Annotated in this window: 14 protein-coding genes; 12 read left to right on the top strand and 2 right to left on the bottom strand. The window is 73.5% G+C overall.

Annotated elements, in window-relative coordinates; translation table 11 throughout:
- Genes BUE43_RS12450 through BUE43_RS12440 form a run of 3 tightly spaced genes read left to right on the top strand, consistent with a single transcriptional unit; the run spans nucleotide 1 to nucleotide 3712 of the window.
- A complete protein-coding gene (locus BUE43_RS12450; RefSeq protein ID WP_073482298.1) occupies nucleotides 1-843 on the top strand; it encodes an ABC transporter permease in 843 nt (280 codons plus the stop codon).
- Between the two features lie 10 nt (nucleotides 844-853).
- Complete coding sequence (locus BUE43_RS12445; RefSeq protein ID WP_234995676.1) at nucleotides 854-1708, top strand: ABC transporter permease; 855 nt, start codon at nucleotides 854-856, stop codon at nucleotides 1706-1708.
- 36 nt (nucleotides 1709-1744) lie between these two features.
- Nucleotides 1745-3712: a TIGR03960 family B12-binding radical SAM protein gene (locus BUE43_RS12440; protein WP_073482296.1), complete on the top strand. Its 1968-nt coding sequence runs from the start codon at nucleotides 1745-1747 to the stop codon at nucleotides 3710-3712.
- Between the two features lie 531 nt (nucleotides 3713-4243).
- Here BUE43_RS12440 and BUE43_RS12435 read toward each other — a convergent pair.
- Nucleotides 4244-5722: a S8 family peptidase gene (locus BUE43_RS12435; RefSeq protein ID WP_073482294.1), complete on the bottom strand. Its 1479-nt coding sequence runs from the start codon at nucleotides 5720-5722 to the stop codon at nucleotides 4244-4246.
- A 222-nt stretch (nucleotides 5723-5944) separates the two neighbouring features.
- Here BUE43_RS12435 and BUE43_RS12430 point away from each other — a divergent pair, with 222 nt between their 5' ends.
- From BUE43_RS12430 to proB, 6 genes are all read left to right on the top strand, one after another.
- Nucleotides 5945-6847 (top strand): TIGR03936 family radical SAM-associated protein, encoded by a 903-nt coding sequence (locus BUE43_RS12430; RefSeq protein ID WP_083959596.1) that lies wholly within the window; start codon nucleotides 5945-5947, stop codon nucleotides 6845-6847.
- A gap of 212 nt (nucleotides 6848-7059) precedes the next feature.
- A complete protein-coding gene (locus tag BUE43_RS12425) occupies nucleotides 7060-9894 on the top strand; it encodes a translation initiation factor IF-2 N-terminal domain-containing protein (RefSeq protein WP_073482290.1) in 2835 nt (944 codons plus the stop codon).
- Nucleotides 9895-10643: 749 nt separating this feature from the next.
- Nucleotides 10644-10952 carry a 50S ribosomal protein L21 gene (rplU, locus tag BUE43_RS12420; protein WP_073482288.1) on the top strand — a complete coding sequence of 103 codons (309 nt, stop codon included), beginning with the start codon at nucleotides 10644-10646 and terminating at the stop codon, nucleotides 10950-10952.
- Nucleotides 10953-10966: 14 nt separating this feature from the next.
- A complete protein-coding gene (gene rpmA / locus BUE43_RS12415; RefSeq protein WP_073482285.1) occupies nucleotides 10967-11224 on the top strand; it encodes a 50S ribosomal protein L27 in 258 nt (85 codons plus the stop codon).
- A gap of 125 nt (nucleotides 11225-11349) precedes the next feature.
- Nucleotides 11350-12810: a GTPase ObgE gene (obgE, locus tag BUE43_RS12410; RefSeq protein WP_073482283.1), complete on the top strand. Its 1461-nt coding sequence runs from the start codon at nucleotides 11350-11352 to the stop codon at nucleotides 12808-12810.
- An 11-nt stretch (nucleotides 12811-12821) separates the two neighbouring features.
- Nucleotides 12822-13955 (top strand): glutamate 5-kinase, encoded by a 1134-nt coding sequence (gene proB, locus BUE43_RS12405; RefSeq protein ID WP_327083440.1) that lies wholly within the window; start codon nucleotides 12822-12824, stop codon nucleotides 13953-13955.
- Between the two features lie 433 nt (nucleotides 13956-14388).
- On the opposite strand, the gene BUE43_RS12400 is transcribed toward proB, so the two are convergent.
- Nucleotides 14389-16506: a RecQ family ATP-dependent DNA helicase gene (locus BUE43_RS12400; RefSeq protein ID WP_073482736.1), complete on the bottom strand. Its 2118-nt coding sequence runs from the start codon at nucleotides 16504-16506 to the stop codon at nucleotides 14389-14391.
- 69 nt (nucleotides 16507-16575) lie between these two features.
- Here BUE43_RS12400 and BUE43_RS12395 point away from each other — a divergent pair, with 69 nt between their 5' ends.
- From BUE43_RS12395 to BUE43_RS12385, 3 genes are all read left to right on the top strand, one after another.
- Nucleotides 16576-17886 (top strand): glutamate-5-semialdehyde dehydrogenase, encoded by a 1311-nt coding sequence (locus BUE43_RS12395; protein WP_073482281.1) that lies wholly within the window; start codon nucleotides 16576-16578, stop codon nucleotides 17884-17886.
- 25 nt (nucleotides 17887-17911) lie between these two features.
- Nucleotides 17912-18493, top strand: a complete 582-nt coding sequence (locus tag BUE43_RS12390) for a TetR/AcrR family transcriptional regulator (RefSeq protein ID WP_073482279.1) — start codon at nucleotides 17912-17914, stop codon at nucleotides 18491-18493.
- A gap of 79 nt (nucleotides 18494-18572) precedes the next feature.
- Nucleotides 18573-19781 carry a cytochrome P450 gene (locus BUE43_RS12385; protein ID WP_073482277.1) on the top strand — a complete coding sequence of 403 codons (1209 nt, stop codon included), beginning with the start codon at nucleotides 18573-18575 and terminating at the stop codon, nucleotides 19779-19781.
- The last annotated feature ends 1 nt before the right edge of the window (nucleotide 19782 follow it).

Raw genomic sequence — 19782 nt, 5'->3', positions numbered from 1 at the left:
ATGACCGCCACCGTCCGCGCCCCCGCGCAGTCCACCGGCCAGGTTCCCGGACCGGTCCGCGCGACCCTGCTCGTGGTCGAAGGCCTGTGGACCTGGTACCGCCGGCACTGGCGCAGCACCCTGGTCTCCAGTGTCCTCCAGCCGCTGCTCTACCTCGTCGCGATGGGCGTCGGCCTCGGCACCTTCGTGGACGCCGGCGGCCGGGGCGCGCGGACGGTGCCCGAGCTGGCGGGCGCGTCGTACCTGCAGTACATCGCCCCGGCGCTGCTCGTCGCCGCCGCGCTGCAGAACGCGGCGGGCGAGGCCACCTACCCGGTGCTGTCCGGGTTCAAGTGGCAGAAGAACTACTGGGCGGTGACCGCCACCCCGATCACCCCGCACCAGCTCGCGCACGGCTCGCTCCTGTGGATCGCGATCCGGGTGGCCGTCTCCGGCGCGGCCTACCTGCTCGTCGCCGCGCTGCTCGGCGCGGTCGCCGGACCCGGGGCGCTCCTGGCCCTGCCGGTCGCCGTGCTCACCGCGATGGCCTTCGCCGCGCCGCTCGCCGCGTTCGCCGCGACGACGCGCTCCGGGGGCGAGGGGTTCAACGTCATCATCCGGTTCGTCGTGCTGCCGATGACCCTGTTCGCCGGCACGTTCTTCCCGGTGGAGCAGCTCCCGGCGCTGGTGCGGCCCCTGGCCTGGGTCACGCCGCTGTGGCACGGCACCGAGCTGGCGCGGGGGCTGTCCCTGACCGGGGTCCCGCCCCTGGCCGCCCTCGGCCACGTCGGCTACCTGGTGGTCTGGCTGGCCGTCGGAGTGGTGGTGACCCGATGGCGGTTCCGCGTCCGGCTGACGACGTGAGGGGGAGCCGGTGACCCAGGACCTGCTGACCAGACCGGCCGGGGAACCGGCCCCGCCGGCGCGGACCGGCCTGCTGCTGCGCGTGCTGCCCCCGGGCCTGTACGCGGGCCGGGCCCGGATGCTCGTGGAACGGTCGCTGCTGGTGAACCGCCGCATGTGGCTGGTGGTGTTCACCGGGTTCTTCGAGCCGCTGTTCTTCCTGCTCGCGCTGGGCCAGGGACTGGGCGCGCTCGTCGGGGGCGTCACCGGCCCCGGCGGCGAGTCGCTGACCTACGCCGAGTTCGTGGCCCCCGGGCTGCTGGCCGCCTCGGCCATGAACGGCGCGGTCTACGACGCCACCTTCAACATCTTCTTCAAGCTCCGCTACGCCAAGCTCTACGACGCGGTGCTGGCCACCCCGCTCGGTCCGATGGACGTGGCGATCGGCGAGGTGACCTGGGCGTTGTTGCGCGGCGGCCTGTACTCGGCCGGCTTCCTCGCGATCATGCTCGGGATGGGTCTGGTCGGCTCTGCCTGGGCGCTGCTCGCGTTACCGGCGGCGCTGCTCGTCGCCTTCGCCTTCGCCGCCGTCGGGATGGCCGCGACCACCTGGCTGCGCTCCTGGCAGGACTTCGAGTACGTCCAGCTCGTGCTCCTGCCGATGTTCCTGTTCTCCACGACCTTCTACCCGCTGAGCGTCTACCCGGGCCCGCTCCGGGTGGCCGTCGAGGCGTTCCCGCTCTACCACGCGATCGAGCTGATGCGGGGCCTGACCACGGGCGCCGTGCACTGGGGCGTGCTCGGGCACGCCGCGTACTTCGTGGTCCTCGCGGTGCTGGGCGTCGCGGTGGCCGCCCGGCGGCTCGGCCGGTTGCTGCTGCGCTGAGGGGCGGCGCCTCCCCGGTCGGTACCCTGGGGTGTTGTGAGTGTCGAGTCCGTGTTCCCCAGGCTTGAGCCGCTGCTGCCGCTCGTGTCCAAGCCGGTCCAGTACGTCGGCGGGGAGCTCAACGCGACCGTCAAGGACTGGGACGCCACCACCGTGCGCTGGTGCCTCATGTACCCGGACGCGTACGAGGTCGGCCTGCCCAACCAGGGCGTCATGATCCTGTACGAGATCCTGAACGAGCAGCCGGACGTGCTCGCCGAGCGCACCTACGCGGTGTGGCCCGATCTCGAACGGCTCATGCGCGAGCACGACGTGCCCCAGTTCACCGTCGACGCCCACCGCCCGGTCGGCGCGTTCGACCTGTTCGGCGTGAGCTTCGCCACCGAGCTGGGCTACACCAACATGCTCACGGCGCTGGACCTGGCGGGCATCCCACTGCACGCCGCGGACCGGACCGAGGACCACCCGGTCGTCGTCGCCGGCGGGCACGCGGCGTTCAACCCGGAGCCCATCGCCGACTTCCTCGACGCCGCCGTGCTCGGCGACGGCGAGGAGGCGGTGCTGGAGATCACCGACATCACCCGGCGCTGGAAGGCCGAGGGCAGCCCCGGCGGGCGCGACGAGCTGCTGCTGCGGCTCGCCGAGACCGGTGGCATCTACGTGCCGCGGTTCCACGACGTGGAGTACCTGCCCGACGGCCGCATCCAGCGGGTCGTGCCGAACCGGGACCGCGTGCCCTACCGCGTGTTCAAGCGCACCACGATGGACCTCGACGCGTGGCCGTACCCGAAGCAGCCGCTGGTGCCGCTGGCCGAGAGCGTCCACGAGCGGATGAGCGTGGAGATCTTCCGCGGCTGCACCCGGGGCTGCCGGTTCTGCCAGGCCGGCATGATCACCCGGCCGGTGCGGGAGCGCTCGATCGAGGGCATCGGCGCGATGGTGCAGCGCGGTCTCGCGGCCACCGGCTTCGAGGAGGTCGGCCTGCTCTCGCTCAGCTCGGCCGACCACTCCGAGATCGGCGACATCACCAAGGGCCTGGCCGACCGCTACCAGGGCACCAACACCAGCCTCAGCCTGCCCAGCACCCGGGTGGACGCGTTCAACGTCGACCTGGCCAACGAGCTGTCCCGCAACGGCCGCCGCTCCGGCCTGACCTTCGCCCCCGAGGGCGGCAGCGAGCGCATCCGCCGCGTGATCAACAAGATGGTGTCGGAGGAGGACCTCATCCGCACCGTCACCACCGCCTACGCCAACGGCTGGCGGCAGGTGAAGCTCTACTTCATGTGCGGTCTGCCCACGGAGACCGACGAGGACGTGCTGCAGATCGCCGAGATGGCCAAGGAGGTCATCCGCGCCGGCCGCGAGGCGTCGGGTCGCAAGGACATCCGCTGCACGATCTCCATTGGCGGTTTCGTGCCCAAGCCGCACACGCCGTTCCAGTGGGCCTCGCAGTGCGATCCCGACACCGTCGACGCCCGGCTGCGCAAGCTGCGCGAGGCCGTCAACTCCGACCGCAACCTCGGCCGCAACATCGGCATGCGGTACCACGACGGCAAGCCCAGCCTGATCGAGGGACTGCTCTCCCGGGGCGACCGGCGCGTCGGCCGGGTCATCGAGCGCGTGTGGCGCGAGGGCGGCCGGTTCGACGGCTGGAGCGAGCACTTCTCCTACCAGCGCTGGGTGGACGCCTGCGCCGCCGAGCTGGAGCCGCTGGGGGTGAGCCTGGACTGGTTCACCACCCGCGAGCGCGAGGAGACCGAGGTCCTGCCCTGGGACCACCTCGACTCCGGTCTGGACAAGGAGTGGCTCTGGGCGGACTGGCAGGACGCCCTCGACGAGCGCGAGCAGGACGACTGCCGCTGGACGCCGTGCTTCGACTGCGGTGTGTGCCCGGCGATGGGCACCGACATCCAGGTCGGCCCGACCGGCCGCAAGCTCCTGCCGATCTCCCCGGTCGGCCAGGGCTCCCCGGTGCGCAACCCGGCCCTGACCGCCGGCGACTGACCGGTCCTCTTGATCCGCGACGGGCGGTGGGAGCGTCTGCTCCCGCCGCCCGTCGCTTTCTGACCCGACGGCCGCGGTGGTCGGCCCCGCACGCACCCGCACGTTTTGACACCCCACCGCCCGCAGAGCGCCGTGACCCGTCAGATCGGGCTACCCTCGACCCTCATTTCGTCCAAAACGGTGTTATCGGGGGGAACCCCTGTTTTTATTATCGCGGGTGGGGCTGACATTGCGAGTGGTTGGGGAGTGGTTCGATCGGATGAACCCGGCGCGCTGTGGATTCCCTGGTCGCTAGTCATCGTTGCAGTTAGTAGACATGTTGATCTACGTGTTTCATAGCAGGGAAACGTGCGTGTTGGCACATAAGAGGACACAAAAGGGTGATCGACCGGTTTTGTCTCGGTGAAAATGTCAGACCCTCGTGGAACTCTGGAAATGGGGGGTCCCCCACGAAATGTGGTAGTCGAGTGGGTGTGGGGCGACTGCTCGGGGCATCGACCAGCCGGAGGCGTGCGGTCGAAGCCAGGATTGTCAGTCCCGGCCGTTCGTCACTGCCGCCAGGGCGTCGACCATCCCGTGCCCGTAGAAGCCGTTGTACGAGGTGGCGCCGTGGCACACCGCGTCCTGGGCCCCGTCGCCGTTCAGGTCGTAGTCGGCAGGGCAGGCCACCGACCGGGCCTGGGCGTTCAGGAGCCGCGCGAGCTGGGGGGCGGTGGCCGACGGGTGGGTCGACGCCAGCAGCGCGGCGACACCGCTCACGTGGGGCGTGGCCATCGACGTGCCGCAGGAGTAGTCATAGCCGCCGGGCACCGTGGAGAGCACGCAGCCCTCCCTGCCCGGTCCGGGCTCCTGCCGGTAGTCGCCGCCCGGGGCGGTCACCTGAACCACGCCCAGCCCGTACGAGCTGTACCCGGCCTTGAGCCGCTTCGCGCCCACCGACGACACGGCGACCACGCCACGCACCCTGGCCGGCAGCACGTCACAGCTGCTGTCCACCCGGTGGCCGTCCTCGTCGACGCTACCTCCGCGGCCGGGCCGGCTGAGATCGACGCCCGCGTTGCCGGTGGCCGCCACGACCAGCACTCCACGCTCGTTCGCGTACTCCACCGCCCGGCGCACGGCCTCGTGGACCACGCGCTCGCCGTCGCGGTTGCGGCAGGTCAACATCCACGGGTCGACGTAGTAGCTGTTGTTCACCACGCGCATCCCGGACTCCGCGGCCCACAGGAGCCCGCACACCGCGTACTCGGGGAAGATGTATCCCTGGTCGTCGACGACCTTCACCGACGCCAGTCGCACACCTGGAGCGACCCCGGTGATGCCGCGGCCGTCGTCGGCCGCCGCGATCGTGCCGGCCACGTGGGTGCCGTGCACGGAGGTGGTCGGCGCCCACGCCTTCGGGGCCGGGTTGGGGCGACCGGTCAGGCAGCCGACCGACAACGACGGATCCACGGCCCGCGCGAGGTCCGGGTGCGTGGCGTCGATCCCCGAGTCGAGCACGCCGACCACCACGTCCCGGCTGCCGGGGTTCACGCGCCGGGCGCGGTCCGCCCTGATCATCGCCATGTCCCACTGCTCGGCCGTGCGGTCGGCCGCGCTCTGCCCGCCGCCGCGCGACCGGCTGTCACCGCGGGGCGCGGTCTCGTCCTGGCGTCGGGTGCGCTCCCGGCGGGCGAGCACCGTGCCCTGGGCGCTGAAGGCCCTGGCCGGGCCGAACCGCTCGCCGAAGGCGGGGTCGGGCGACGTGGCCACCGCCACCGCCACCTGCGGGTAGTACACCGTGGTCGTGCCGCACTTGGCCGTGATCTCCGCCTCGGCGGTCTCCGGCGCGGTGCCGCGGGGGAAGAGCACGACGTAGCGCAGCACCGGTCCCGGTTGGACGCAGTTCGTGGCCTGCTGCTCGGACGTCGGGACGGGTCGGGCCGTGGCCACGGGGGTCGGGACCAGCCAGCCGACGGCCAGCAGGGCGGCGCCGGCCACGGCGCCCCGCGCGTGGTGGGCCAGTGGCACGGGGACCTCCCTGATCGGGCAGCTCGGGCGGGCGCGTTCGGGCGGACCGGCGGGACCGCTGCGCCGGACGGTAACCAGAGGGCCACCCGCAGACAAGCCACTCCGCCGTGAGCGCACCGGGAGGTACCGTCCTGGTGGACACGTGGAGACGTCCATGAGGAGCAAGCCCTGAGCCGTCAGCACCAGCCGAACCCGTCCGCCCCGGCGGTCCAGCGGATCCGCATCCGCTACGCCAAACGCGGGCGGCTGCGCTTCACCTCGCACCGAGACGTGGCCAGGACGTTCGAGCGCGCCTTGCGGCGCGCCGGCGTGCCGATGGCGTACTCGCAGGGCTTCAGTCCTCACCCGAAGGTGTCGTGGGTGGGCGCCGCCCCGACCGGCGTGGCCAGCGAGGCCGAGTACGTCGAGATCCAGGTCGTGCGGGAGCTGGATCCCGAGGCGCTGCGTCGGGAGCTGGACGCGGCGCTGCCTCCCGGTCTGGACGTGCTGGAGGCGGTCACCGGCGGCCCCGGGTCGCTGGCGGAGCGCATCGAGGCGAGCCTGTGGCGCGTCGAGCTCCCCGGCGTCGAACCGGCGGAACTGGCCGAGGCGGTGCGCCGGCTGTTGGCCGCGGAGCGGGTCGATGTGGAGCGGCTCACCAAGGACGGCCGGCGGACGTTGGACGCCAGGGCGGCCGTGGTGAGCGCCGAGGTGGTGACGGAGAGCACCGGGGACACGTCGAGGGGCACCGGGGGCACTTCGCGCACCGCGCACATTTTGGACACGTCGGACCAGGTGGAGCCCGCCGCCTTGGCCGACGCGAACGGGCTGGTCACCGACAGTGATCAAGAGAGTGGGGAGGCAACCGCCCAGGTGGCCGATTGGCCGGAGCGGGCGCGGCCGTGTGGGATACTCGTTGCGGTCGTACGGCAGACCACACCTGCGGTGCGACCCGACGACGTGCTGAGCGCGCTCCGCGTCGTCGCCGACCTGGTGCCGCCAGTACCCGCGAAGGCGACCCGGATGGCCCAGGGCCGGCTCGACGACAGTGGGGTTCTCGGAACCCTCGTCGACCCGCTCGCCGCGGACCGCGCGGCGTCGCCGACGACCACCCCGTCCGGGGTGGACGACCCGGCGGTTCGGTAGGGATGGGAGGCCCTACCCGTAGGCGGGGAGCGGGGAACGGGTCAGCACGTCGTTGAGGGACCGCCGTCTGCGCGCCCGGACACCATCCAGTGCCCGGGGACCGGGCGGCTCGAAGGATTCCCGCCGCGTCCGCGCGGCGGAGACTGGACGAAGGAAGAAGGCCCCCGCGCGGCCGCGTCCGCACCGGACGCGCCCGGGGGCGGAGGAGCTGCATGTCGAACAACGACGTGCCCGCCGCGAACGTCGGCGGGCATTCGACCACATCCACCGGCGGTGACCGGGTCACAGCGGCCACGGCGGCCGTGCCGACGGAGTCGGCAGGGGACCGTGTCAGCGTCCCCGAGCTGCCGCCGAAGCTGCGGGTCCACGCCCTGGCGAAACTGCTCGGCACGAGCAGTCGCGAGGTGCTCGCCGCGCTGACCGAGCTGGGCGCGGAGGTGCGCAGCCCGCAGTCGAGCATCACCAGGGACGTGGCGCTGCGCGTCGCCGAGGTCCTGCTGCCCGAGCCCGAGGAGCCCGGCGAGGAGCCGGGGGCGGTGTACGAGCCGGCCGAGCCGTCGGCCCAGGAGCCGGCGCCGCAGCCCGTGGCGCCGCTGAGTCCGGTGTTCGCCCCGCCGCCCGCGGTGTTCCTGCCGCCGACTCCGGCCGAGCGCGCCGAGCCGGCCGAACGGGTCGTGGAGCCGTCCCGGCCCGAGTCTCGCGAGGAGGCGGAGGAGACCGCCGCCGACACGGCGGTCGTGGCCGGCGAGGAGACCGACGAGGGCGACGCCGGCGGTCGTCGTCGCCGCCGTCGCGGGCGTCGCGGCCGTGGTCGCGGACGCGGTGGCCAGGGCGACGAGTTCGCCGCTGACGAGGCCGAGGGCGAGGCCGGCGAGGAGACCGCGGACGCCGAGGCCGAGCAGCCCGTCGAGGACGTCGAGGCCGGCGAGGAGCGGGCCGAGCCCGCGGAGGAGGAGGCCGAGGGCGAGGAGGCGGCCACCCGCCGCCGTCGTCGTCGCCGGCGGCGCAAGGGCGCGGCCGACGACGAGGTGACTCCGCGCGAGGACGACCCGGTCAACACCGTGGTGCACGTCCGCGAGGCTCGCCCCGAGCCCACCAGCTCGGACGACGAGGTGCGCGCGGTCAAGGGCTCGACGCGGCTGGAGGCCAAGCGCCAGCGCCGCAGGGACGGCCGGGAGGCCGGCCGCCGGCGCGTGCCGGTGCTGTCCGAGGCGGAGTTCCTCGCCCGCCGCGAGGCCGTGGACCGCAAGATGGTGATCCGCGAGCGCGGCGAGATGACCCAGATCGCGGTTTTGGAGGACGGCGTGCTCGTCGAGCACTTCGTGACCTCCTCCGGCGCCGGGTCGATGGTCGGCAACGTCTACCTCGGCCGGGTGCAGAACGTGCTGCCCAGCATGGAGGCGGCGTTCGTCGACATCGGTCGCGGCCGCAACGCCGTGCTCTACGCCGGCGAGGTGGACTGGGACGCCGCCGGCCTGGAGGGCAAGGCCCGCCGGATCGAGCAGGCGCTCAGGACCGGCGACAGCGTGCTCGTGCAGGTCACCAAGGACCCGATCGGCCACAAGGGCGCGCGGCTGACCACCCAGATCAGCCTGCCCGGCCGGTTCCTCGTCTACGTGCCGGGCGGCGGCGCCACCGGCATCAGCCGGAAGCTGCCGGACACCGAGCGCAAGCGGCTCAAGGAGATCCTCAAGCGGATCGTCCCCGACAACGCGGGCGTGATCATCCGCACCGCCTCGGAGGGCATCAGCGAGGACGAGCTGGCCCGCGACGTGCGGCGGCTGCAGGCGCAGTGGGAGGTCATCAAGGAGCGGGCCGACCAGCCCAACGCCGCGGCCCCGCAGCTCCTCTACGAGGAGCCGGACCTGCTGGTCAAGGTCATCCGCGACCTGTTCACCGAGGACTTCTCCGGCCTGGTCGTCCAGGGCGGCGACGCGTGGGACACCATCGAGGCGTACGTGCGGCACGTGGCGCCCGACCTGGTGTCGCGGCTGCGGCGGCACGTCGCGAACACCGACGCGTTCACCGAGCACCGCGTCGACGAGCAGATCACCAAGGCGCTGGACCGCAAGGTCTGGCTGCCCTCGGGCGGGTACCTGGTGATCGACCGCACCGAGGCGATGACGGTCATCGACGTCAACACCGGCAAGTTCACCGGTTCGGGCGGCAACCTGGAGGAGACCGTCACCCGCAACAACCTGGAGGCGGCGGAGGAGATCGTCCGCCAGCTCCGGCTGCGGGACGTAGGCGGCATCATCGTCATCGACTTCATCGACATGGTGCTGGAGTCCAACCGGGACCTGGTGCTGCGTCGGCTCACCGAGTGCCTCGGCCGGGACCGCACCCGGCACCAGGTGGCCGAGGTGACCTCGCTCGGCCTGGTGCAGATGACCCGCAAGCGGGTCGGCACCGGGCTGCTGGAGGCGTTCAGCAGCACCTGTGAGCACTGCCGCGGGCGCGGTCTGGTCGTCTCGACCGAGCCGGTGCACCAGCACAACGGGAACGCCAAGAACGGCGCGGCCGAGGGCGGCCGTCGCCGGGGCAAGGGCCGGGGCCAGGAGCAGGCCGCGCAGCCGGAGCCGGCGACGCAGCCGGAGCCGGCGGTGCGCCCGGAGGAGCCGGTGGCGCGTGTCGAGGCCGAGCCCAGCGCCGAACCCGTCGTCGAGGTGGTGGCCGAGGAGCCGAAGGCCCAGGTCGTCAGCGCCGGCGGTGACGGCGGGCGTCGCCAGGCCAGGCGGGCCGCCACCAGGCGGACCGAGGTCGACGGGCGGGTCGAGGCCGAGCCGGCGGCGGAGAAGCCAGCGGCGGAGAAGCCGGCGGCGGTGGCGTCGGTGACGCGGTCGGAGGAGACCGTCCGCGAGGCGGAGCCGGTCGTTCCCGTCCAGTCCGGGACCGGGCAGACCACGGGCGCCGCGCCGGCGGCCGCGGCCCAGCCGCAGGAGCGGCGGGAGGCGGCTCCGGTGGGAGCGGTGACCACCCGGACCCGCCGGCGGCGGGCCGCCGCGCGTCCCGCCGGCCCGCCGACCAGCGCCATCCAGGAGGGCTGAGCCCTCGCCGGCGTCGCGCCTGACGTCGACAACGACCGAGAGTGGCTCTCGGGGCGTCCACACGCCCCGAGAGCCACTTTTCGTTGGTAGGGCGGCCCTATTGGGTGTTCCGGGCGGCTCGTGGCGGCTCAGGGCTCGTCGGGCTGGGTTTTGGGACGCGAAGCCGCGCGGGCTCAGGCTCGGTGTGGGGAGGACCTCCCATGCCCTCCGAGGGCCGTCGTCCTCCCGGTGGCCTTGATGCCCTGGCGCCTTGATGCCTGCCTTGACGCCGCTCACGTTTCCCGCGCATCGGACAGCGCGACGCTCTTCGCCGCAGGTCATCCTGATCTTTCGCGCGGCGCGCTCGGGGTTTCTCCTCCCGGGACTGGGCAAACGCCCGTCGTTGTCGTCGCCCGGCGGCCGGAACTCGGCGTTCCTGCTGGTCAGCGCGGTGGCCGGGAGCGGTGTCCTCGCCCGGAAGACGATCAGACGGGCACGCCGGCTACGATCTGGACGGGAGCGCCGCACGCGCTGCGCTGCCTGCCTCACCTGACGGCTCCCGTCGTGCCGAGCGCGCGGGGACCCCGGTTTGACCCCGTTCGACGCGGCCCCGTAACCTGTAGTTCGGCCCGCTGTTCGGCGGGCCGCGTTGTGCGCCGTGCGACGCACCGGCCGTCCGCGGGCCAGCCCGGTGAGGCAGCCAGTGGGTCAGCGCGCGCGTCGATCGCAACGATCATCGCAACGCCGAGCAGCAGGAGACTTCCGGACCGATGTACGCCATCGTCAAGACGGGCGGCAAGCAGTACAAGGTTGCTGTCGGAGACGTCGTCCAGGTCGAGAAGCTCGACGGCGAGCCGGGCACGGAGGTCACCTTCCCCGCGCTGCTCGTCGTCGACGGCTCCGACGTCATCGCGGACGCCGCCGCCCTCGGGAAGGTCTCGGTGACCGGCAAGGTCGTCGAGCACACCAAGGGCCCGAAGATCCGCATCCACAAGTTCAAGAACAAGACCGGCTACCACAAGCGGCAGGGTCACCGTCAGCCCCTGACCCGCGTCGAGGTCACCGGCATCACCAAGTGAGGATCTGACCAGCCATGGCACACAAGAAGGGCGCGTCCAGCTCCCGCAACGGCCGTGACTCCAACGCCAAGCGTCTGGGTGTGAAGCGCTTCGGCGGTCAGGTCGTCAGCGCCGGCGAGATCCTCGTCCGGCAGCGGGGCACCAAGTTCCACCCGGGCGACAACGTCGGCCGCGGCGGCGACGACACGCTGTTCGCACTGGCCGCGGGTGCGGTCCAGTTCGGCATCAAGCGGGGTCGCAAGACCGTGAACATCGTCCCGGCGCAGGCCTGAGAGCCCGCCCGAGACGGTCAACGAGCAACCCCGGCGAGGGGCGGGTCCGGATTCCGGCCCGCCCCTCGCCGCGTTTCTGGCATCGGGATCAGCGGGTCCGGACGCCGTGAGAAGGGAGGACCGCCGTGTCGCGGTTCGTCGACCGCGTGGTCATCCACGTGGCGGCCGGTGACGGCGGGAACGGCTGCGCCTCCGTGCACCGGGAGAAGTTCAAGCCCCTGGGCGGGCCGGACGGGGGCAACGGTGGCAAGGGCGGCGACGTCGTCCTGGTCGTCGACGCCAACGTCCACACCCTGCTCGACTTCCACTACCGGCCGCACGCCAGCGCCGGCAACGGTCGTCAGGGCCAGGGCGGCAACCGGGACGGGGCGGCCGGCGAGGACCTGGAGCTGAAGGTCCCCGACGGCACGGTGGTGCTCACCGAGGACGGCGAGGTGGTGGCCGACCTGGTCGGGCACGGCACCCGCCTGGTGGCCGCGCAGGGCGGCCGGGGCGGCCTGGGCAACGCCTCGCTGGCCTCCAAGGCCCGCAGGGCGCCGGGCTTCGCGCTGCTCGGGGAGCCCGGCGAGCAGCGGGACCTCGTGCTGGAGCTGAAGTCGGTGGCCGACGTCGGCCTGCTCGGCTTCCCCTCGGCGGGCAAGTCCTCGCTCATCGCGGTGCTGTCCGCGGCCCGCCCCAAGATCGCCGACTACCCGTTCACCACCCTGGTGCCCAACCTCGGCGTGGTGACCGCGGGTGAGACGGTGTTCACCGTGGCCGACGTGCCCGGCCTGATCCCCGGCGCGAGCCAGGGCCGCGGCCTCGGCCTGGACTTCCTGCGCCACATCGAGCGGTGCGCGGTGCTCGTGCACGTCGTGGACTGCGCGACCTACGAGCCGGGCCGCGACCCGCTGTCCGACATCGACGCGCTGGAGGCCGAGCTCGCCCAGTACACGCCGTCGCTGGGCGGCGAGCTGGCCGACCGGCCGCGGGTGGTCGTGCTCAACAAGGTCGACGTGCCCGAGGGGCGCGACCTCGCCGAGATCGTGCGCCCGGAGATCGAGGCCAGGGGCCTGCCGGTGTTCGAGGTCTCGACCGCGACCCGCGAGGGCCTGCGCGAGCTGACCTACGCCCTCGGCCGGGTCGTCGAGGAGTACCGGGCGGCGCTGCCCGCGCCCGAGCCCACCAGGGTCGTGCTGCGGCCCCAGGCCGTCGACGACGCCGGGTTCACCGTCGAGCCGGACCCCGAGCGGGCCGGTGGCTTCGTCGTGCGCGGCGAGCGCCCCGAGCGGTGGGTGCGGCAGACCAACTTCGACAACGACGAGGCCGTCGGCTACCTGGGCGACCGGTTGGCCCGGCTCGGCGTCGAGGACGCGTTGGCCAAGATGGGCGCGGTGCCCGGCTGCCCGGTCACCATCGGTCGGATGACCTTCGACTGGGAGCCGTCGACACCGGCCGGCATCGCCACGGTCATGACCGGCCGGGGCACCGACCCGCGGTTGGAGCGCACCGACCGGGTGAGCGCCGGCGAGCGGAAGGCGGCCAAGCGGGCCCGTCGCGGCCTGTCGCCGCTGGCGGACTCGGACGAGTTCGACGACGAGGAGTAGTGATCGGCGGCGTGGCGACGCTGGCAGCGCCCTCGGCGACCAGGCGCGCGGTGGCCTCGGCCGGCCGGGTCGTGGTCAAGGTCGGGTCCTCCTCGCTGACGACCGCGGCCGGCGGCCTCGACCCGGCCCGGCTGGCCGCGCTGGTCGACGCCGTCGCCGGTCGGCGGTCGGCGGGCAGCCAGGTGGTGTTGGTGTCCTCGGGCGCCATCGCCGCCGGCCTGGCCCCGCTGGGCGTGCGGCGTCGACCACGCGACCTCGCCACCCAGCAGGCCGCCGCCAGCGTCGGCCAGCTCCAGCTCGCCCACGCCTACGCCGCCTCGTTCGCCCGGCACCAGCTCACAGTCGGTCAGGTGTTGCTGACCGCCGACGACGTCTGGCGCCGGGCGCACTACCGCAACGCGCAACGCACGTTCTCACGGCTGCTCGCGCTCGGCGCGGTGCCCGTGGTGAACGAGAACGACACGGTCGCCACCGAGGAGATCCGGTTCGGCGACAACGACCGGCTCGCCGCGCTGGTGGCGCACCTGGTCGGCGCCGACGCGCTCGTGCTGCTGTCCGACGTGGACGCCCTCTACGACGGGGACCCGAGACGGGGCGGCGCGCGGCGGATCAGCGAGGTCAACGGCGAGGCCGACGTGGACGGCGTCGACGCGGGCGCCGCCGGCGCCTCGGGGGTGGGCACCGGGGGGATGGCCTCCAAGCTCGCCGCGGCCCGGCTCGCCGCCTCCGCCGGCATCCCCGTCCTGCTGGCCTCGGCCGCCGACGCGGCGCGGGCGCTCGGCCCGGCTGACGTGGGCACCGCCTTCGCCGCGACCGGCTCCCGGCTGTCGGCCCGCAAGTTCTGGCTCGGGCACGCCGCCGGCGCGTCCGGGCGGCTGCACCTGGACGCCGGGGCGGTGGCCGCGGTGGTCGGCCGTCGGCGCTCGCTGCTGGCCGCCGGCATCACCGGGGTCGCGGGCGACTTCGACGCCGGCGACGTCGTGGAGCTGCTGGACCCGGCGGGCCGGGTCGTGGGGCGGGGGGTCGTCGCCTTCGACGCGGCCGAGCTGCCCGACCTGATCGGCCGCTCCAGCCACCAGCTCCCGGCCGAGCAGCGGCGTGAGGTGGTCCACGCCGACGACCTGGTGCCCCTCATGGCTCGCTAGTCCTCGACCGGGCCAGAGTCTCCGCAGGTCATCCGTGGTCGTCTCGCCTGCCGGCGCCCTGGGGATCCCTGAGCGTGACCTGCCCGGCTCTTCCCAGGGCCGTCGCGGCACAGCCAACCCCTGACCACCCTGGAGGACAGCCCCCACCCGTCCCGGGGGGCGAGCCCCGCTCCAGCCTATCGCCGATCATGACGCGAGTCACACCGTCACCGTTTGCCTGTGGAGGAAAACGGGTGACTGTGGATAAACACGGATAAACACGGCGAAAACAAGGCCAATCCTGGGGATAAGGGAGACCGTCATCCCCTAACGGGTGATTTCTAACCACTTTCGTGGGAGTCGGACCTGGGCGCGTGACCGCGAGGCCACCGGCCGACCCGGGCGCCTCAGGGACGGCGACCCTGGGCCAGCCTGAATCACCCAGAAGTGGGAATCAGCTCGTGGTGGCGAGGGCGAAGGGCAGCACGGCGGGTGCGCCCGCACCCCGCAGCAGACGGGCGGCCACGGTCATCGTCCACCCGGTGTCCACGCGGTCGTCCACCAGCAACACCGGCCCGCCCACCTCCCGCACGGCCTCGGCGACGTCCTCCGGCAACGACAGGGTCGCGTGCAGGGACGCGAGCCGCTGCGCGCTGTTGGCGTTCGACCGGGCGCCACCCTGGCTGGCGATCCGCCCCAGGAACGGCAGGCGCCCGATGCTGGCCAGGCGTTGGGCGAGGCTGCCCACCAACCGCGGCCGGCGGTGCGACTCGATCACGACCACACCGGCCGGACGCTGGTCCCAGTTCCACGCCGCCAACACCTGCACGCACGCCTGGAAGACGTCGTCCGGCACCGGCTGGTCGTCGCTGTGGGTTCCCAGCAGCTCCCGGAGGCGGTTGCCCCAGCCGATGTCGGTCAGCCGACCCAACGCGCGCCCGACCGCCGCCGACTCCGCCGCGGCGATGCGTCCCGACAGGCTGACACCCAGCGCGGCCATGCCCGTCGGCCACTGCTTGCGGGGCGCCAGCTCCACGCCCGGCCGGCGCAGCCGTTCCCGCGCGGCCCCGACCTCCGCGTCGCCCACCCGTGCCGAGCGGTGCTGACCCGTGCAGTTGTCACACCGCCCGCAGGGGCCGGCGTGCGGGTCGTCCAGCTGCCGCAGCAGGAACTCCATGCGGCATCCCTCGGTGGCCTGGTAGTCGAGCATGGCCCGCTGCTCCCGGCTCCGGGCCTCCGCCACCCGCGCGTACCGGTCCGCGTCGTATTCCCACGGCTGGCCGGTGGCCTCCCAGCCCCCGCGCACGCGGCGCACCGCCCCGTCGACGTCGAGGACCTTGAGCACGACCTCCAGCCGGGTGCGGCTGAGCTCCACCCGGGGTTCGAGCGCCGCCGTCGACAGCGGCCCCGGGGCCTCGGCCAGCGCCGCGAGCAGGTGGCGCACGACCGGCTCCGGCGGGAAGGCCAGCGACGCGAAGTAGTTCCAGATGTCCCGGTCCTCGCGGCCGGGGAGCAGCAGCACCTCGGCGCGCCGCACACCGCGCCCGGCGCGGCCGATCTGCTGGTAGTAGGCGATCGGGGAGGCCGGAGCGCCCAGGTGCACCACGAACCCCAGGTCGGGCTTGTCGAAGCCCATGCCGAGCGCCGAGGTCGCCACCAGGGCCTTGACCCGGTTCGCGAGCAGGTCCGCCTCGGCCTGCTGGCGCTCCGCCGGGTCGCTGCGCCCGGAGTAGGGGACCACCGCGTGGCCGCGTTCCCGCAGGTAGGAGGACACGTCGTCGGCCGAGGCCACGGTGAGGGTGTAGATGATCCCCGAGCCGGGCAGCTCTGGCAGCTTCTCGGCCAGCCACGCGAGTCGCTGTTCGGCCGGCATCGGCGTGCCGTCGTCGCGGCGCACCACGCCCAGGTGCAGGCTCTCCCGGTCCAGCGCGCCCCGCAGCACCAGCGCGGCCTGGTCGCCCAGGTCGAGCTGCTCGGCGACGTCGCGCACCACGCGGTCGTTGGCGGTCGCGGTGGTGGCCAGCACTGGGACGTCGGCGGGCAGCTCCGCGATGAGCGTGCGCAGCCGACGGTAGTCGGGGCGGAAGTCGTGGCCCCAGTCGGAGATGCAGTGCGCCTCGTCGACGACCAGCAGCCCGGCCGCCGCGCTGAGCTGGGGGAGCACCGCGTCGCGGAAGTCGGGGTTGTTCAGCCGTTCGGGGCTGACCAGCAGGACGTCGACCTCGCCGGCCGCGACCTGGGCCTCGACCTCGTCCCACTCCTCCTGGTTCGCCGAGTTGATCGTGGCGGCGCGCACGCCGGCCCTGGCGGCGGCGTCGACCTGGTTGCGCATCAGCGCGAGCAGCGGCGACACGATGACCGTCGGCCCCTCGCCCAGCTCGCGCAGCAGCGCGGTCGCCACGAAGTAGACCGCGGACTTGCCCCAGCCGGTCCGCTGCACGACCAGCGCCCGCCGGCGCTCGACCACCAGCGCCCGGATCGCCGTCCACTGGTCCTCGCGCAGCCGGGCCGTCTCGCCGGCCAGCGCGCGCAGCCGTTCCTCGGCGAGTTCCCGCAGAGCGTGCTCGTCCACGCGCACTGCCTACCGCATCCCCCCGACACCTCCGCAAACCGGGCGGTCCGTCGGACTAGGCTGGCCGGCGTGACCACGCTCACCACCGCCGACTCCACCGTGGACCACGACGACCTGCGGGAACAGGTGCACGCCGCGGCCGGCAGGGCCAGGGCCGCAGCCGCGGGGCTGGCCCCGCTCACCCGGCAGCGTAAGGACGAGGCCCTGCGGGCGATGGCCGACGCGTTGGACGCGCGCGCGGCCGAGGTGCTGGCGGCCAACGCCGAGGACCTCGACCTCGGTCGCGCTGCGGGGCTGACCGACGCGCTGCTGGACCGGCTCGCGCTGGACGAGGGCCGGGTCGCAGGAATCGCCGAGGGGTTGCGGCTGGTCGCCGGGCTGCCGGACCCGGTCGGCGACGTCGTGCGCGGCGGCGTGCTGCCCAACGGGCTGGAGCTGCGCCAGGTGCGGGTGCCGATGGGGGTCATCGGCATCGTCTACGAGGCGCGGCCCAACGTCACCGTGGACGCCGCCGGGCTCGCGCTGAAGGCGGGCAACGCGGTGCTGCTGCGCGGCTCGTCGTCGGCGGAGCGGTCCAACACCGCGTTGGTTCGGGTGCTGCGCGACGCGTTGTCCCAGGTGGGGCTGCCGGCCGACGCCGTGCAGCTGCTGCCATGCCACGACCGGGCGAGCGTGCGGCACCTGATCACCGCCAGGGGGCTGGTGGACCTGGTCATCCCGCGCGGCGGCGCCGGGCTGATCGACGCGGTGGTGCGCGGCGCGACCGTCCCCACAGTGGAGACCGGCGTGGGCAACTGCCACGTCTACGTGGACGCCGGCGCCGACCCCGAGATCGCCGAGCGCGTCGTGGTCAACGCCAAGGCCCGCCGGCCGAGTGTCTGCAACGCCGCCGAGACGTTGCTCGTGCACGCCGACCTGGCCCCGGAGTTCGTGCCGCGGATCGTGCGGGCGCTCGCCGGGGCGGGCGTCACCGTGCACGCCGACGAGCGGTTCGCGGCCCTCGCGGGCGACGCCGGCGCGGTGGTGCCGGCCGAGGCGGGCGACTGGGACGCGGAGTACCTGTCGCTGGACATCGCCGCCCGCGTGGTCGACTCGCTCGACGAGGCGGTCCGGCACATCGCGGCGCACGGCACCGGCCACACCGAGGCGATCGTGACCGGCGACGTCCGGGCCGCGCGGGAGTTCACGACCCGGGTGGACGCCGCCGCCGTGATGGTCAACGCCTCCACCGCCTTCACCGACGGGTTCGAGTTCGGCATGGGCGCCGAGATCGGCATCTCCACCCAGAAGCTGCACGCCAGGGGGCCGATGGGGCTCCAGGAGCTGACCTCCACGAAGTGGTTGGTGTGGGGGGAGGGGCACGTCCGCCCCGGCTCGTGAGACCGCGGGCGGACGGGGGCCGGCGGTGAGCGGGCCGACACGGCGCAGGGACGCCGGAGCGACCAGGGCGGCCCTGCTGGAGGCGGCGGCCGGCCTGTTCGCCGAGCAGGGCTACGAGCGCACGACCGTGCGGGAGGTGGCGGCGCGGGCCGGCGTGAACCAGGCGCTGCTGTTCCGCTACTTCGGCTCCAAGGAGGAGCTGTTCGCCGAGGTGCTGGCGGTCCAGAGCGACGAGCTGCTGGCCGGCCCGGTCGAGACGCTGTTGGAGCGGGTGCTCGCTGACCTGTTGTGGGACGCCGACGCGGATCGGGTGCGGCAGTCGCTGCGGGCGTTGTTGCGGTCCGTGGGGCACGCCGGGGCCGCGGAGCTGTTGCGGGACCGGCTGGGGACCGCGTACGTGCGCCGGCTGGCCACCCTCAGCGACGCGCCGGACGCCGAGCTGCGGGCCGACCTGCTGGTCGCCTGGCTGCTGGGCATCGGTCTGCTCCGGTCGGTGGTGGGCAAGCAGCCCCTCGCCGGAGCCGATCCCGCCGAGGTGAGCGCGCTCGTGCTGCGGACGGCTCGCCACCTCCTGGAGGAGCGGCCCGCCACCGGTTCGGGCGATTGAAGGCCATCGTGCGCCGCCCTACGTTGCCCGTTAGTAAGCGCTTGCTTACATCCTGTGCGGCCGACGAGGGGGACTGGCGATGACCGAGGCCACCACCGACGGACAACCCCTGCCCTATCCCTTCGGGGACGGGCGGCAGATCGACCTGGAGCAGCGGTACGCCGAGCTCCGGGACACCCCCGGGCTGGTGAAGGTGCAGCTCCCGTACGGCAGGGACTGCTGGCTGGCCACGCGCTACGAGGACGCCAGGACGGTGCTCGGCGATCCGCGGTTCAGCCGGGCCGCCGCCGTCGGCCCGGACGTCCCCCGCCCCAACCCGGAGCAGCCCGGCGACGGCGGCATCCTCATGCTCGACCCGCCCGAGCACACCCGCATCCGGGGCGTGGCCAGCCGGGCCTTCACCGCGCGGCGCGTGGAGGAGATGCGGGAGCGCACCAGGGCCCTCGTCGAGCGGCTGGTGGACGAGATGGTCGGGCACGGCGCGCCCGCCGACCTCGTCGCGCACGTCGCGCTGCCGCTGCCGGTGTTGGTGATCTGCGAGATGCTCGGCGTGCCCTTCGCCGACCGGGACGACTTCCAGCGCTGGTCGAGCGCGTTCCTGTCCACCACCCTGCTGCCGCCGGAGACGGTCGTCGAGTACGGCGGCGCGCTGCGCGACTACATGTCCGAGCTGGTGGAGCAGCGGCGCGCGGAGCCCGCCGACGACCTGATCAGCGCCATGCTGCGCGCCAGCGACGAGCAGGGCCGGATCACGCGGGACGAGCTGGTGACCCTCGCGATCGGGATCCTCGTCGCCGGTCACGAGACCACCGCGACCCAGCTGCCGAACTTCGTCTACGTCCTCGACCGCGAGCGCGACCAGTGGGACCTGCTCCGCGAGCGGCCCGACCTGGTGCCGCGCGCGGTGGAGGAGCTCGTGCGGTGGGTTCCGCTCGGCGTGTCCTCCGCGTTCCCGCGCTACGCGAAGGAGGACGTGGAGGTCGGCGGCGTGCTGGTGCGCGCGGGGGAGCCGGTGCTCGCGGCCATCGGGTCGGCCAACCGGGACGAACGCGTCTTCCCGGACGCCGACCGGGTCGACGTCCTCCGCGAGAGCAACCCGCACATCGGGTTCGGCCACGGCCCGCACCACTGCCTCGGCGCGCAGTTGGCGCGGATGGAGCTGCAGGAGGGGCTCCGCGCGTTGGTCACCCGGTTGCCGGACCTGCGGGTCGCGGTGGCCGACGACGAGCTGGACTGGAAGAGCGGCATGTTCGTGCGGGGGTTCCGCGAGCTGCCGGTGACGTGGTGAG

The organism is Streptoalloteichus hindustanus (genome assembly GCF_900129375.1).
GTDB classification, from domain to species: Bacteria; Actinomycetota; Actinomycetes; order Mycobacteriales; family Pseudonocardiaceae; genus Streptoalloteichus; species Streptoalloteichus hindustanus.
The sequence above is the reverse complement of the archived record's forward strand: the minus strand, read 5'-3'. Positions and strand labels throughout refer to the sequence as shown.